This is a genomic window from Reyranella sp., from assembly GCF_036558665.1.
Taxonomy (GTDB): Bacteria; Pseudomonadota; Alphaproteobacteria; order Reyranellales; family Reyranellaceae; genus Reyranella.
In genome coordinates, this window is the sequence record NZ_DATBFE010000154.1 from 40,261 (window position 1) to 53,759 (window position 13,499).

The 13,499-nt window shown below is 65.6% G+C and carries 13 protein-coding genes, 1 tRNA gene and 1 pseudogene; 2 read left to right on the forward strand and 13 right to left on the reverse strand.

The genetic code is table 11. The features are described from left to right. Nucleotides 1–84: 84 nt before the first annotated feature. The 9 genes and pseudogenes from gpmI to rplU form a co-directional block, all read right to left on the reverse strand. Complete coding sequence (gene gpmI, locus VH499_RS22685; protein ID WP_332055044.1) at nucleotides 85–1,680, reverse strand: 2,3-bisphosphoglycerate-independent phosphoglycerate mutase; 1,596 nt, start codon at nucleotides 1,678–1,680, stop codon at nucleotides 85–87. Then, the gene (locus tag VH499_RS22690; RefSeq protein WP_332055045.1) at nucleotides 1,680–2,276 is read right to left on the reverse strand and encodes a hypothetical protein; all 597 of its coding nucleotides are present in this window, start codon (nucleotides 2,274–2,276) and stop codon (nucleotides 1,680–1,682) included. Before VH499_RS22690 ends, gpmI begins: the two co-directional genes overlap by 1 nt. 56 nt (nucleotides 2,277–2,332) lie before the next feature. Then, nucleotides 2,333–2,791 carry a 23S rRNA (pseudouridine(1915)-N(3))-methyltransferase RlmH gene (gene rlmH / locus VH499_RS22695; RefSeq protein ID WP_332055046.1) on the reverse strand — a complete coding sequence of 153 codons (459 nt, stop codon included), beginning with the start codon at nucleotides 2,789–2,791 and terminating at the stop codon, nucleotides 2,333–2,335. A 5-nt stretch (nucleotides 2,792–2,796) separates the two neighbouring features. Further along, nucleotides 2,797–3,849 (reverse strand): nicotinate-nucleotide adenylyltransferase, encoded by a 1,053-nt coding sequence (locus VH499_RS22700; protein WP_332055047.1) that lies wholly within the window; start codon nucleotides 3,847–3,849, stop codon nucleotides 2,797–2,799. A 7-nt stretch (nucleotides 3,850–3,856) separates the two neighbouring features. Then, nucleotides 3,857–5,137 carry a glutamate-5-semialdehyde dehydrogenase gene (locus tag VH499_RS22705; protein WP_332055048.1) on the reverse strand — a complete coding sequence of 427 codons (1,281 nt, stop codon included), beginning with the start codon at nucleotides 5,135–5,137 and terminating at the stop codon, nucleotides 3,857–3,859. A gap of 17 nt (nucleotides 5,138–5,154) precedes the next feature. Next, on the reverse strand, nucleotides 5,155–6,270 hold the full coding sequence (proB, locus tag VH499_RS22710; protein ID WP_332055049.1) for a glutamate 5-kinase: 1,116 nt from the start codon (nucleotides 6,268–6,270) through the stop codon (nucleotides 5,155–5,157). Beyond that, the gene (gene obgE, locus VH499_RS22715; protein ID WP_332055050.1) at nucleotides 6,267–7,292 is read right to left on the reverse strand and encodes a GTPase ObgE; all 1,026 of its coding nucleotides are present in this window, start codon (nucleotides 7,290–7,292) and stop codon (nucleotides 6,267–6,269) included. Before obgE ends, proB begins: the two co-directional genes overlap by 4 nt. Before the next feature lie 72 nt (nucleotides 7,293–7,364). Then, entirely contained in the window at nucleotides 7,365–7,652 is a 288-nt protein-coding gene (gene rpmA / locus VH499_RS22720) for a 50S ribosomal protein L27 (protein WP_332055051.1), read from the reverse strand. Nucleotides 7,653–7,683: 31 nt separating this feature from the next. After that, a pseudogene (gene rplU / locus VH499_RS22725) lies at nucleotides 7,684–7,977 on the reverse strand (50S ribosomal protein L21); the annotation flags it as partial. Between the two features lie 237 nt (nucleotides 7,978–8,214). Between rplU and VH499_RS22730 the strand changes: the two are divergent. Next, nucleotides 8,215–8,304: transfer RNA gene (locus VH499_RS22730), tRNA-Ser, on the forward strand. Between the two features lie 163 nt (nucleotides 8,305–8,467). Here the strand turns inward: VH499_RS22730 and VH499_RS22735 are convergent. The 3 genes from VH499_RS22735 to VH499_RS22745 form a co-directional block, all read right to left on the reverse strand. Beyond that, a complete protein-coding gene (locus VH499_RS22735; RefSeq protein WP_332055052.1) occupies nucleotides 8,468–8,836 on the reverse strand; it encodes a GFA family protein in 369 nt (122 codons plus the stop codon). Nucleotides 8,837–8,844: 8 nt separating this feature from the next. Continuing rightward, nucleotides 8,845–10,017 carry an iron-containing alcohol dehydrogenase gene (locus VH499_RS22740; protein ID WP_332055053.1) on the reverse strand — a complete coding sequence of 391 codons (1,173 nt, stop codon included), beginning with the start codon at nucleotides 10,015–10,017 and terminating at the stop codon, nucleotides 8,845–8,847. Nucleotides 10,018–10,191: 174 nt separating this feature from the next. After that, on the reverse strand, nucleotides 10,192–10,524 hold the full coding sequence (locus tag VH499_RS22745; protein ID WP_332055054.1) for a GYD domain-containing protein: 333 nt from the start codon (nucleotides 10,522–10,524) through the stop codon (nucleotides 10,192–10,194). A 235-nt stretch (nucleotides 10,525–10,759) separates the two neighbouring features. Between VH499_RS22745 and sbmA the strand changes: the two genes are divergently transcribed. Then, entirely contained in the window at nucleotides 10,760–12,016 is a 1,257-nt protein-coding gene (gene sbmA / locus VH499_RS22750; RefSeq protein ID WP_332055055.1) for a peptide antibiotic transporter SbmA, read from the forward strand. A 99-nt stretch (nucleotides 12,017–12,115) separates the two neighbouring features. On the opposite strand, the gene VH499_RS22755 is transcribed toward sbmA, so the two are convergent. Continuing rightward, nucleotides 12,116–13,375: an acyltransferase family protein gene (locus tag VH499_RS22755; RefSeq protein WP_332055056.1), complete on the reverse strand. Its 1,260-nt coding sequence runs from the start codon at nucleotides 13,373–13,375 to the stop codon at nucleotides 12,116–12,118. Nucleotides 13,376–13,499: the final 124 nt, after the last annotated feature.

Here is a 13,499-nt window from a genome sequence, read left to right on the forward strand (position 1 = left end):
AAAGGATCAACGGGCGTTGGAAACTAGGATACCCGCCCGTCTTTGGCGGGATCAAGGCGAGGGGCGGCTCGGAGGCCTTCACATTCATGCCAGTGCCGCGACGGCGTGATGCGGCACCGCAAGCACCGGAGGCCGCGATGCTTCGGACAGCAGGGAATGACCCGTCATTTCCTTGGGTTGCGGCACGCCCATCAGGGCCAGCATGGTCGGGGCGACGTCGGCCAGCTTGCCGTCGCCCAGCGAGCGGACCTTGGCCGGGGCGTTGAAAAGCAAGGCCGGGACCCGGTTGAGGGTGTGCTGCGTATGCTTCTGGCCGGTCGCCTCGTCGAACATCTGCTCGGCATTGCCGTGATCGGCCGTAACTAGGAGCACGCCGCCGGCCTTCTTCACCGCGTCCATGAGGCGCCCCAGGCAAGCATCGACCGCTTCCACCGCCTCGATGGCCGCCGGAAGCTCGCCCGAATGGCCGACCATGTCGGAATTGGCGTAGTTGACCACGATCAGGTCGAACTTGCCTGAACCGATCGCCTCTACGAGCTTGTCGGTTACCTCCGGCGCGCTCATCTCCGGCTTGAGGTCGTAGGTCTGAACCTTGGGCGAGGGCACGAGGATGCGCTCTTCGCCCTCGAACTGCCGTTCCTCGCCGCCATTGAAGAAGAAGGTGACGTGCGCGTACTTTTCGGTCTCGGCGATGCGCAGCTGCTTGAGACCGGCGCGCGATACCGTCTCGCCCAGCCCCATCGGGATGGTCAGAGGCGGAAAGAGCGTTTTCAGGAATTCGTTCAGCGCCGCGGAATATTCAACCATGCCGACGGCGTCGGCAAACTTGACCAGCCGGCTGCGCCTGAAGCCGTCGAACATGGGATCGACCAGCGCCGTGAGGATTTCACGCGCCCGGTCGGAGCGGTAGTTGAACATCAGGATGGCGTCGCCATCCTTCATCCCCTTGTAGCCATCGATGACGGTGGGCTCGACGAACTCGTCGTTCTTGTCGGCGGCATAGGCCTTGTCGACGGCCTCGTCGGCGGTCTTCGCCGCCTGCTTGCCCCGGGCATCGACCAGCGCGTCGTAGGCGGCGTTCACACGGTCCCAGCGCTTGTCGCGGTCCATGGCATAGAAGCGGCCGGTCACCGTCGCGAAGCGGATCGGGAGACCCTGCTTGAGGCCGGCCTTGATTTCCTTCAGGCAGTCATGCGCGCTGCGGGGCGGCATGTCGCGACCGTCGAGGAAAGCGTGGATCCAGACCGACACGCCGGCGCCCGCGATCATGTTGGCGAGCGCGACCAGGTGATCTTGATGGGCATGCACGCCGCCCGGCGAGGCAAGCCCCATCAGATGGCAGGCGCCACCGCTCTTCTTCAAGTCGGCGATCAGCTCGGCCAGGATCTTGTTCTTTGCCAGCGAGCCGTTCTCGATGGCCTTGTCGATGCGCGGCTGGTCGGGTACGGCCACCCGGCCGGCGCCGAGATTCATGTGGCCGACTTCCGAATTGCCCATCTGACCCTTGGGCAGGCCAACGAACGTTTCCGAAGCGTCGATCAGGCCCTGCGGACAGGTGGCGATCAGCCGGTCATAGTTCGGCGTCCTCGCGTCGAGGATGGCGTTGTCGCGGGGATCGGTGCGGAAGCCCCAGCCATCCAGGATGCAGAGGATGGCGGGGCGAGGGCGGGAACCCGGCATCACGAGGCCTTGGGAAGGCTGTAAGGTCGCCCGCGCTCGACCGAGTTGAACTTGTTGGGACAATGCAGGTCGCGCGGGTCGATGTTCGGATTCTGGTCGGGAATTTCGATGGCACAGAACACGAACTCGCCGCGCGGCTCGCCGTCGATCGTGATGTCGTAGGTATAGGTGCCCGGCGGGTCGCCCGGGATGATGCACCAGGAGCGCTGCAGGATCCCGTCCTGGACCACCTCGCGCATGCGGGTAGTGGCCTTGGTCTTGTCGGCGCTCACCTCGGTCTCGGGTCCGGCAATGACCTGTTCCGCGGGCTTCGACGTGGTCAGCACCTCGGTGAGCGACACGGTACGGGTGGGGCCGCCGAGATACATGCGCCAGCCGAAGCAGGCTCGGTTGAAAAGCAGCGGAATGGCATTGGTCTCGTAGTTGCGCTGTCTGCCGTCCTCGCCGGTGATCGACACGTAGGGGATGCTGCGCACCGGCTTGGCAGCGGGTGTGTCCGCAGCCGGGGTCTGGGCGACCGACGCCGTGGAAAGCGCCGCTACCGCCGCGGCGAGCGCGACCACGGCGATGGCGGACCGGGAACGGAGGGGATGCATGGAAGCCAATGTAGCCCGGGTTTTTCGTCAGAACAGAGGCAAATCGACACCAATTCTCAGGCCCGGTGATAAGGATGGCCGGCCAGAAGCTGCTGGCTGCGGTAGATCTGCTCCGCGAGCATTGCCCGGGCAAGCTGGTGGGGCCACGTCATGGCGCCAAACGACAGCACCAGCGCGGCTTTCTGAAGCAATGCCTCGGCATGGCCCTCGGCGCCGCCGATCAGGAAGGCGACATCGGAGACCGACTCGTCGCGCCAACGACCGAGCTGGCGGGCGAAGGCCTTGCTGTCCATGTCCTTGCCGCGCCGGTCCAGGGCCACCAGCATGGCCCCAGGCGGTGCGGCGGCCAGCAGAAGCTCGCCCTCCCGACGTATCAGGTCCACGGTTGGCAGCTTGCGCTTCTCCTCGACCTCGCGCAGGACAAGTGGCCAGCGGATGCGATCGGCATAGTGATCATAGAGATCGCGCCCCGGACCGCGGCCGGCGCGGCCGATCGCGGCGATCGTGAGCTTCACGGCGACTAGCGCGCCCGAGTGCGGCGCGCCGACTTGATCGCCTTGGGCTTGACGGCGGCGTCATTCTCCAGCGCCCACATCTTCTCCAGTGCGTAGAAGGCTCGCGGTTCCGGCCGGAAAATGTGAACGACGACATCGCCGGCGTCGACAAGGACCCAGTCGCCGCCCGGCTTGCCTTCGACCGGGATATAGCCCTGGCCCGCCTGTTTCAGCCGCTCGGCGAGATGATCCGCAATGGCCACGACCTGACGGTTCGAGCGGCCCGAGGCGATCACCATATAGTCGGCAAAAGACGACTTGCCTTTGAGATCGATGACGATGACGTCCTCGGCCTTGTCGTCTTCGAGCGAGCGGCGCACCAGCGCAAGCTGGGCGCTGGCCGGGTTGCTTCCGTCAGGAAGCGGGCGGATCGGATCGGAGATGGTCTTTCCTTTCGTTCTGGTCCGTTTCGGCCGGACGGCCCGGATCGCCGTGGCCGAATGGCTGTCGAGACGGCTCGGGATAAAGCACCAGGCCGGCGGACCGCGATCCGCGAGCTGCCGCGCCTGTCCCGCATCAAGGCGGTAACGTGCGAAAGCGCGGGGGGCTGCCGACTGCAGGGCGGCGTATCCCCACCCGGGTCGGGCAAAGGCGGCGATCACAATGGCACCGAACAGGTCGCGCCAGCCTTCCCAGTGCACGAGCTGCGGTAGGATGTCGGCGCCCATCAACCAGACGAAGCGCGCGCGCGGATAGAGCCGCTTCAACGCCTGGACGGTATCGAGGGTATAGCGCGTGCCGAGCAGCAGTTCCGGCGCTTCGACCCTGATCCGCGGGTGGCGGCCGAGCTTTCTGGCGCGCGCCAGCCGTGCCGCGAGCGGCTCCATGCCGTCGCCGCTCTTCAGCGGATTTTGCGGCGAGACCAGCCACCAGACCTCGTCGAGGCCGAGTCGTTTCAACGCCTCGAGGCTCACATGGCGATGGCCTTCATGGGCGGGATTGAACGATCCACCCAAGAGTCCGACGCGCCGCCGTGTGTCGCGGGGCACCCCGGGCATGGGATGATGGGTCGAACTCACGACGAACTCATGGACGCAGTGTGCCCTTGCCCCGCACGACGTTCTTGTAGGTCGTGAGTTCCACCAGGCCGACGGGACCGCGCGCATGCATGCGGTTGGTCGAGATGCCGATCTCCGCGCCCAGTCCGAACTCGCCGCCATCGGCGAACTGGGTGCTGGCATTGTGCATCACGATGGCGCTGTCGACCTCGTTCAGGAACCGGTCCGCGGTGGCCTGATTGGCGGTCACGATGGCCTCGGTATGCTGGCTGCCGTAGGTCGCGATGTGACGGACCGCACCCTCGACGCCGTCGACCGCAGCCACGGAGATGATCGGCTCGAGATATTCGCTGCGCCAATCCTTCTCGGTGGCCGGCAATGCCCTGGTATCGCGTTTGCGGACCTCGGCGTCGCCCCGCACCTCGCAGCCCAGTTCGTGCAGCTTCGCGAGCACCGGCATCAGGTGCGTGTCGAGCGCGGCGCGATCGATCAGCAGGGTCTCGGCGGCGCCGCATACGCTGACACGCCGCATCTTGGCGTTGGCGACAAGATCGCGCGCCATGTCGATATCGGCGTCGCGGTCGACATAGACATGGCAGATGCCGTCATAGTGGCGCAGGACAGGCACACGGCTTTCCTGCGTGACACGGTCGATCAGCGACCGGCCGCCGCGGGGTACGATCAGGTCGAGCCAGTCCATCGCCTTCAGGAGTTCGCCCACGGCGGCGCGATCCGTCGTCGGCACGAGTTGCACGCAATCCTCCGGCAGGCCCGCCACCTTCAGGGCCCGACGCAGCAACTCGACGATGCTGCGGGAGGAATGGAAGCTGTCGGAGCCGCCGCGCAGCACGACGACGTTGCCCGACTTGATGCAGAGCGCACCGGCGTCGGCGGTTACGTTGGGCCGGGCCTCGTAGATCACGCCGATGATGCCGATCGGGACGCGCACGCGGCTGATGACCAGTCCATTCGGCCGCTGCCAGCGCTCGATCTCGACACCGACCGGATCGGGCAGGGCGACGATGTCATCGAGACCCTTTGCCATACTCTCGATGCGCGCGTCGTTCAGCAGCAGCCGGTCCTGCAGGGCGCTCGCCATGCCGGCCGCCTTGGCGGCCTCGATGTCGCGCGCATTGGCCGAGAGGATCGCAGCCTTCTCGGCGCGGATCAGGCGCGCGCCCTCGACGAGCGCGCGGTTCTTGGCCTCGGTCGTGGCATTGCGCAGCGCGGCGGCTGCCGCTTTGGCGCGCTGGCCGAGCACGGCTGTCACCGCAGCGGCATCCTCTGGCGTCTTCGTCTGGACGTTCATCCCGGCACCAGTATAGCTCATTCGACCACGAGGTCGTCCCGGTGAACCATCTCGTCCCGGCCACGGAAACCCAGCAATTCTTCGATTTCCGCGCTCTTGCGACCGGCGATGCGACGGGCATCCTCGGCGGCGTAGGCGACCAGGCCGCGCGCCAGGAGTCGGCCGGAGCGATCCTTCACGTCGACCACGTCGCCGCGCTTGAACTCCCCGTCGATGGCGGTGACGCCGGCCGGCAGCAGGCTCTTGCCGGAAGAGAGGGCCCGCACCGCGCCGTCATCGACGACCAGCGCGCCAGCCGACTTCAGCGACCCCTTGATCCACTTCTTGCGCGCCGAGAGCGGCGAGGCATCCGGCAGGAACCAGCTGCAGCGCGCCTTGCCGTCGATCAATGCGCCGAGCGCGCCGACCTGCCGCCCGTCGGCGATCGCCATGCGGCAGCCGGCGGCCATGGCGATGCGGCCGGCGATCAGCTTGGTCACCATGCCGCCGTTGGCGAATTGCGAAGCGGCGGCGCCGGCCATCGCTTCGATCTCCGGCGTGATCTCACGGATTTCGGGAATATACCGGGCGCTGGCATCGGCTCGCGGGTCGCCGCTGTAGAGGCCGTCAATGTCGGACAACAGCACCAGCGTGTCGGCCGAGATCATCTCGGCGACGCGTGCCCCCAGCCGGTCATTGTCGCCGAAGCGGATCTCGTCGGTCGCGACCGTGTCGTTCTCGTTGATCACCGGCACCGCGCCAAGTCTGAGCAGTGTCGCCATGGTCTGCCGGGCATTGAGATAGCGCCGGCGCTCCTCCGAATCGTCGAGCGTCAGCAGCACCTGTGCCACGGTGATGCCGTGCCGGGCGAGGGCCGCCTGGTAAGCATGGGCGAGCCGGATCTGGCCCGTCGCGGCGGCGGCCTGGCTCTCCTCGAGCTTCAGCGGCCCCGAGGGGAGCTCGAGAGAGGTCCGGCCGAGCCGGATGGCACCGGACGACACCAGCACGACCTCACTGCCCTTGCGGTGCAGGCGCGCCACGTCGTCGGCGAGTGCTTCCAGCCAATCGCGGCGGATCTGGCCCTTGGCTTCATCGACCAGAATCGAGGAGCCGATCTTCACGACCAGCCTCCTGGAGCTGGTCAGCGCGGTCATGCCGCTTCCTTCGCGCCGTCGCGCTGCCCGTGGCGCTGCTTGTCGACGAGCTTCATCAGCTCGTGCAACAAAGGCTGCACGCCGCGGCCGGAGACGCCGGAGATCAGGTGCACGGTCTTGCGACTCGCCTTGGCGAGTGCGGCGCGCCTGGCCTCGATATCTTCGTCGGTCATGGCGTCGGTCTTGTTGAGCGCCACGATCTCCTTCTTGCGTGCAAGCGTGCCGCCATACGCCTTGAGCTCGGTGCGAACGGTGCGGTAGGCAGCGGCGACGTCGTCCTGCGTGCCATCGACCAGATGGAGGAGCGCGCGGCAGCGCTCGACATGACCGAGGAAGCGGGTGCCGAGGCCCGCGCCTTCGTGCGCGCCTTCGATCAGGCCTGGGATGTCGGCCATCACGAACTCACGGCTGCCGACCTTCACCACGCCGAGGCCGGGATGCAGCGTGGTGAAGGGATAGTCGGCTATCTTGGGCCGGGCATTCGAGGTCGCCGAGAGAAATGTCGACTTGCCGGCATTGGGAAGACCCACCAGGCCGATGTCCGCGATGAGCTTCAGACGAAGCCAGATCCAGCGCTCCTCGCCCGGCCAGCCCTTGTCGGCGCGGCGCGGCGCGCGGTTGGTCGAGCTCTTGTAGTGCAGGTTGCCGTAGCCGCCATCACCGCCCTTGGCGAGCACGATGCGCTGGCCCACCGCGGTGAGATCGGCGAGCAGGGTCTCGTTGTCCTCGTCGAAGATCTGTGTGCCGCGCGGCAGGCGCAGGACGACGTCCTTGCCCTTGCCGCCCGTGCGCTGGCTGCCCATGCCGTGATGGCCGGTCTCGGCCTTGAAATGCTGCGCATAGCGGTAGTCGATCAGCGTGTTGAGGCCGTCGACGCATTCGGCGATCACGTCACCGCCGCGTCCGCCGTCGCCGCCGTCCGGTCCGCCGAACTCGATGAACTTCTCGCGGCGAAAGCCCACGCAGCCGGCGCCGCCATTGCCGGAGCGGATGTAGATCTTGGCCTGGTCGAGGAATTTCATGGTGGGTCCGGAAACGAAAAAAGGGGAACGGCCGAGCCGCTCCCCCTCAGGATTCCTTTGGTGCGGGAAGGGCTATTCGGCAGCCATCTTGCCCGGGGCCTGGGCCGGCGCCGGGAACACGTTCACCTCGACCTTGCCGCCGCTGCGGGTGCGGAAGGTCACGACGCCGTCGACGGTGGCGAACAGCGTATGGTCGCGGCCCACACCGACGTTCTCGCCGGCGTCCATCCTGGTGCCGCGCTGGCGGACGAGAATGTTGCCGGCCAGGACCTTCTGGCCACCGAAGCGCTTCACGCCGAGGCGCCGCCCATCCGAGTCGCGGCCGTTACGTGACGAGCCGCCTGCCTTCTTGTGTGCCATCGTAGTACTCCGGTCGCTCTCTCGATCAGGCGACGATCTGTTCGATCTTGACCACCGTCAGATCCTGGCGGTGACCGTTCTTGCGCCGCGAATTCTGGCGACGGCGCTTCTTGAAGACGATCAGGTGCGGCCCGCGGGCCTGCTTGACGATCGAGCCAACGACCTTGGCCCCCGCGACCGTCGGGGCGCCCACCTTGTCGCCCACCATCAGGACGTCGGTGAATTCGACCCTGGCGCCGGCCTCGCCCGCGATCCGCTCCACGGTGAGCGTGTCGTCGGCGGCGACCGTATATTGCTTTCCACCCGTGCGGATAACGGCGATCATAGGGACACCCGGCTGAGGCCCGCCTGTCCCGGACGAGACCACCATTCCTTGGGGAATTGGCGGGTTGGAGCCCAAGATGCCGGCAAGCGCGAAAGAGCGCGGCGGGCCTGTGACCCGCCGGAGAAGGCGCGGAATATACGCAAGGCAGACCCCAAGTCAACGCCGGAAAGTCTTTACTTTCCAACGCCCAGCGGCGTTGTTGCCGCGCTGAACGCCGCCCCCTATAAGCGGGCCGCGGGAGAGGTGCCGGAGTGGTCGATCGGGACGGTCTCGAAAACCGTTGTGCGTGCAAGCGTACCGTGGGTTCGAATCCCACCCTCTCCGCCATCGCGGGCGCTTCACACTTTCGACCTGCTCGACCTGTCCCTCCGCCCGAGGGGCCTGACGGGGACATCGCGCCGAATTCACCGAAGGCGCCAGCAAGAACTCCATTGTGCGCATGCGCGATTTTCTGCAGCGGATAATCGCGGGACAGTGATTCCCGGCCGGATCAGGACAAGTGCAGCCAGGGCAGTTGCTCGTCGCGGAAGAAATGCTTCGCTGGCACGAGCCGGTGCGGGTTATCGAACGCGCCAACATGAAAATGTGTCTCGGTTGGCATCTGCTCGACCTCGCAGGTGAGCGTGGAACCGCAGGTTCGGCAGAAACCGCGCGTCGTTCCGGGAGAGGACTTGAACTTCTCGATCGCCCCATCCGTCACGGTGTAAGCTTGGCGGTCGAAGGCGACGAACACGGAGACGGGCGCGCCGCTGTGCCGTCGACAGCTCTGGCAATGACACCAGAACACCCCTTTTGGGCTACCCGTCGCCCGGAAGCGAACTGTGCGGCAGAGACAGCCGCCTTTGAACGTCTCGTCCATCGATGACCTCAATAGACCGATTCGAGGATGGGCACGATTTCCTGAGCCGCGTGGATCGGCCTTGGATTGCTGAAGGTCCAGTCGTCGAGCATGCAGTTCGTGGCGATGCGCTGCAGGTCGTCGCGCTCGATGCCGACATCGCGTAAACGCCGCGGCAGGCCAAGCTCCGTGATGAAGCGGTCGAGCACCTTGGCCGCCGGCTGACTGGCCATGCCGAGCGCGGCGCTGATCTCCGTCTGGCGGTCGGCATTGACCACGGCATTGAACGCGAGCACGGCCGGAAGCATGACGCAGGAAGTGTAGCCGTGCGGCACTCCGGCACTGCCACCGAGCACATGTCCGATCGCGTGGCTGGCACCCATGCGCGTGCCGCTGACGATGCCGGTCATCGAGATCCAGGCGCCGATTTGGCAGTCGAGCCGCGCCGCGAGGTCCGCCGGATCGCGTTTTACCGCGGGCAGCCCGCGACCGAGCAGACGCAGGGCCTGCAGCGCGGTGCTGTCCGTGTACGCGTTGCCATCGATCGAGCAGTACGTCTCGACCGCATGATCGACCGCGCGAATGCCGGTCGAGAGCCACAGCCGTTCCGGCGTGTGCACGGTGATGGCGGGATCGAATATCACCACAAGCGGGATGATGCCTGGATGAATGTAGGCCTGCTTCAGCCGCAGCCGGGGCTCGGTGACGCCGGCACGCGCATTGAATTCGCCGCCGCTCAGCGTGGTCGGTACGCAGATCTGCCTCACCCGCGGCGCCCGATATTGCGGGAAGCGTCGTTTGCCCGTCGTGTCGTCGACCACGGTACGGAACGGCTCGAGCCCGTCCGGTTCGCGAATGTCGTGTTCGAGGCAGATGGTGACGGCCTTGCCGCCGTCGGTCGTCGACCCGCCGCCGACACTGACGAGCAGGTCGCAACCGGCGGCGCGTGCCTTGTTGGCGCAGGCGATCACCGCGTCGCGCGGACTGTGAGCGGGCATTTCGTCATGCACGCCGGCATAGCGCGGCCCGAGTGCCCGGGCGATCTGCCGGACCGCATCGGTTTCACGGTTGAGCGTGCGCCCGGCGAGGATGAACACCCGCTTGGCGCCGCGCCGATCGGCCGCTTCGGCCACAACCTCGGCGGCCGGGCGGCCAAACACCACGCGTTCCATTCCAGTGAAGATGATCTCGCCCGCACGCATCGGATCAGAGGCTATCGGTTGGCCACGCGGAGGGGAAGGTGAGCGTTCTGCCACCGCAGCCGGGCGGGCAAGACAAATCGGCGCGCGGGGCAACGACCGCACGCGAGACGACATGCGCCGACGTCGTCCGCCTTAAAAGACCTCGAACCGTCGAAGTCTGCAGATCCGGATGATCTAGCGGGCAGGCTTGTAGGTCTTGGCGACGGCGGATGCCTTCTTCAGCGCCGCCAGGATTTCCGCACCCGGCATCAGCACGGTCGTCTTGCTGGACTTGATGGCACCACCAGCGGCGATCGCCAACGCGATGGCAGACATGGCTTCGTTGCTGGGCACGTCGGCGATGATGATCAGGTCGTAGTCGCCAAAACAATACCAGCCACCAAGCAATTTGCCGCCAACGGCCTCGCACGCTTGTCGGCCTACGGCCTCGACACGGTTCTGCGGCTGCTTGATCTGTGCAGCCCACGACTCGGCAGTGTATGCCGCCTGGTACATGTAGATCGCCATGTTCCCATCCCCTCTTGGATTGGCCATAGCCAGCAAGCACTCAGCCTGACCGACTGCAGCGTACGGTCGATTGGTCGCCGACGGCAACAACTCCATCCCTGGCGGACATGCAGACCGAGTGTCGTCCCGTGCCAGCGCCCCGATCGAAACGTTCGAGGGCCCCACCTGTCTGCCGGCCCGATCCAGCGTAGGAGCCCACATGGCCGGCGCGTGGTTCCGGCGCTATTGATGAGTGATGTTCTCCTCGTTCTTCCCGAACCCGAGGCTTTTGTTCCCGGCGGCGGTCCTGTGGACGGCGCTCAGCATAGCCTTCTGGTACGGCTCCGCCCGTGACCTCGGCCCTCAGCTCAGCCTCGGCGGGCTGGTCAGCTTTTCCTATCCACCGGCCGGCGCCGACGGGACCGCCGTCGCCGTCGAGACCGCGCGCAACATCTGGCTCTACCAGTACATGATCGTCGCCGGCGCTCTCTTCGTCGGATTGGTCGGCTGGCTCATGCCGCATCGCTGGTTCCGTTGGTCGATCGGCGTTTCGGCATTCATCGTCTTCTTCCTCTGGTTCCAGGTTCAGCTCGACGTGATGATCAACAGCTGGTTCGGCACCTTCTACAATATGGTCCAACAGGCTCTGGGAAAGCCGAACGCCGTCACGCAGGAGCAGTTCTTCGGCCAGCTTGCAACGTTCGGGGGCATCGCGCTCGTCTACATCACTACCGCCGTGTTGACCGCCTTCGTCACCAGCCACTACGTCTTCCGCTGGCGCACGGCGATGAACGACTTCTATGTCGCCAACTGGCACCGGCTGCGGCACATCGAAGGCGCCTCGCAGCGCATCCAGGAAGACACGCAGCGATTTGCATCCACCCTGGAACAACTCGGGGCGAGCCTGATCGATGCGCTGATGACCCTGATCGCGTTCCTGCCGATCCTGTGGGGACTATCCGCATACGTGAAGGAGTTGCCTCTCGTCGGCGAAGTTCCACAGGCGCTCGTCTTCGTCGCGGTCATATGGGCGGCGATCGGCACTGCCGGCCTCGCTTTTGCCGGCATCCGGCTGCCGGGGCTCGAATTCCGCAACCAGCGCGTGGAGGCGGCCTATCGCAAGGAGCTCGTCCTGGGCGAAGACAACGCCGACCGCGCGCAGCCGCCGACCTTGCAAGGGCTGTTCCGTGACGTACGGGCGAACTACTTCCGCCTCTATTGGAACTTTCTCTATTTCAACATCGTCCGTTATGGCTACTTGCAGGCCGGCGTGCTGGTCCCCTACGTGGCCCTCGCGCCTTCGATCGTTGCCGGAGGTCTGACCCTGGGCGCCATGCAGCAGATCATTCGCGCCTTCGGCCGGGTCGAGGGATCGTTCCAGTACCTGGTCAAGTCCTGGACGACGATCGTGTCGTTGATCTCCATCTACAAGCGATTGCGTGCCTTCGAGGCCCTGATGCGGGACGAGCCGCTGGATGTCATCGAGGCCGAAGTCATTCTTGGGCAACGGTAGAACGGGTGCAGCGCAACTTTGCCCAGCCGCCCCCTCTGGCGGACATGGAGGGCATTACCGAAAAGATCGTGCATGCGCCGATGCGCGCCGTCGGCAAGGCTAGGGCATTTCGCGGAGGTTGGGGGCGATCCGGTTCCGCCAGTGCCGCAGGCGCGGCCACGCCGCGTCGCGCTCGCCGGAGCGTGCGGGCTTCAGGCCGAACCACGGCCGCAGCAGGGAAACGCGGCGCACCACCTCGAAGGTGAGCGCACATATCACGCCCGTCGAGCCGATGAGGATCGTCGCCTCCAGCGCCAATGGCAGACGAAGCTTGGCGAGTTCGTAGGCGACGAAGATGATCGCCGGCTGATGAACGATGTAATAGGGAAAGATCGCCTCGGTCAGGTAACGGCGCACCGCTCCGTCGCTGCTTGCAAGATGACGCCGCGCAAACCCGAAGGCCACGACGATCCAGGCCCATTGCTCGAAGCCATACACGAGGGACAGCGGCACCTTCACGTCGAGCGGGATGAACGAGGCACCCTGGAAGTGCAGGATGTAGGCGGTATGAGCGGCATACGAGAGCAGGGCGATTGGCAGGGCGATCCATCGAAGAATCACGAAATCGCGCCACACCTCATCGGAAAAGATGAACAGGTATCCGAACAGGAAGGCAAGAAAGAAGATCGCGTGCAGGTACCAGTCGTCGACCAGGTCGTGCGTCTCGGGAAAGAAGTGCTCGAGGCAGATGTGGGCGAGGCCGAGCACGAGTGCCGGCACGACCAGAAGGCGCCATCCGCCAAGCTGACGGCCCGCGAGATGTCTCATGCGCGTCAACAGGCCCGGGACGCAGGCTTGCAAGGCAAGAAGCAGGCTCGTGTAGATCCAGAGATAGGCAACGAACCACAAATGGTTCCAATTGGGCATCGTCAGGCAGTCGTCCGGCCGGCAGAAGCTGCGGTCGAAATCGAAATAGCGCCGCAGGAAGTGGCCGAAATCGCCGTGATAGCCGAACTGCTCGATCGCCCTGAGATACATCTGCGGCGGCGTCAAAACCACGACGGCGAAGAGGAGCGGCGGCAGAAGGTGCAGACTGCGCGACTGCCAGAGTGCGCGCGGGGCCAGCCTGACGCTCATGAAACGCGTGGCGGCGCCCGATATGACGAACAGAAGAAGCAGTCGCCATGGCGTGCTCCAGTCCATGGGGATCTGCAGCCACGGCACGAGGCGAGGGCTTTTAATCTCCCATTCCCACGGCACGTAGAACATGCCGATATGGAAGAGGATCAACAGCGCGAAGGCGCCGATGCGCAGCCAGTCCAGCTCGGTACGGCGGTTCGTCGTGACGTTGTCCTCTGGCGCCGTGCGCGCGATCGTCAAAAGCGGTCCTCACCCGGTTTCACCGCATCAAAGCCGCGCGGTCATGGCGATGTGAGGCCGCGCATGCACCGGGGGCCAGAGACCAAACTGTGTTGGCTCGTGCGGGCGGTAACAAATTCGCGAC

What these genes read in the sequence shown, in the direction of transcription:
- VH499_RS22735 (WP_332055052.1), bottom strand. Translation starts at nt 8,836, where the DNA reads ATGGACGAGACGTTCAAAGGCGGCTGTCTCTGCCGCACAGTTCGCTTC.
- proB (WP_332055049.1), bottom strand. Translation starts at nt 6,270, where the DNA reads ATGACCGCGCTGACCAGCTCCAGGAGGCTGGTCGTGAAGATCGGCTCC.
- rpmA (WP_332055051.1), bottom strand. Translation starts at nt 7,652, where the DNA reads ATGGCACACAAGAAGGCAGGCGGCTCGTCACGTAACGGCCGCGACTCG.
- VH499_RS22740 (WP_332055053.1), bottom strand. Translation starts at nt 10,017, where the DNA reads ATGCGTGCGGGCGAGATCATCTTCACTGGAATGGAACGCGTGGTGTTT.
- obgE (WP_332055050.1), bottom strand. Translation starts at nt 7,292, where the DNA reads ATGAAATTCCTCGACCAGGCCAAGATCTACATCCGCTCCGGCAATGGC.
- gpmI (WP_332055044.1), bottom strand. Translation starts at nt 1,680, where the DNA reads ATGCCGGGTTCCCGCCCTCGCCCCGCCATCCTCTGCATCCTGGATGGC.
- VH499_RS22745 (WP_332055054.1), bottom strand. Translation starts at nt 10,524, where the DNA reads ATGGCGATCTACATGTACCAGGCGGCATACACTGCCGAGTCGTGGGCT.
- sbmA (WP_332055055.1), top strand. Translation starts at nt 10,760, where the DNA reads ATGTTCTCCTCGTTCTTCCCGAACCCGAGGCTTTTGTTCCCGGCGGCG.
- VH499_RS22690 (WP_332055045.1), bottom strand. Translation starts at nt 2,276, where the DNA reads ATGCATCCCCTCCGTTCCCGGTCCGCCATCGCCGTGGTCGCGCTCGCC.
- VH499_RS22705 (WP_332055048.1), bottom strand. Translation starts at nt 5,137, where the DNA reads ATGAACGTCCAGACGAAGACGCCAGAGGATGCCGCTGCGGTGACAGCC.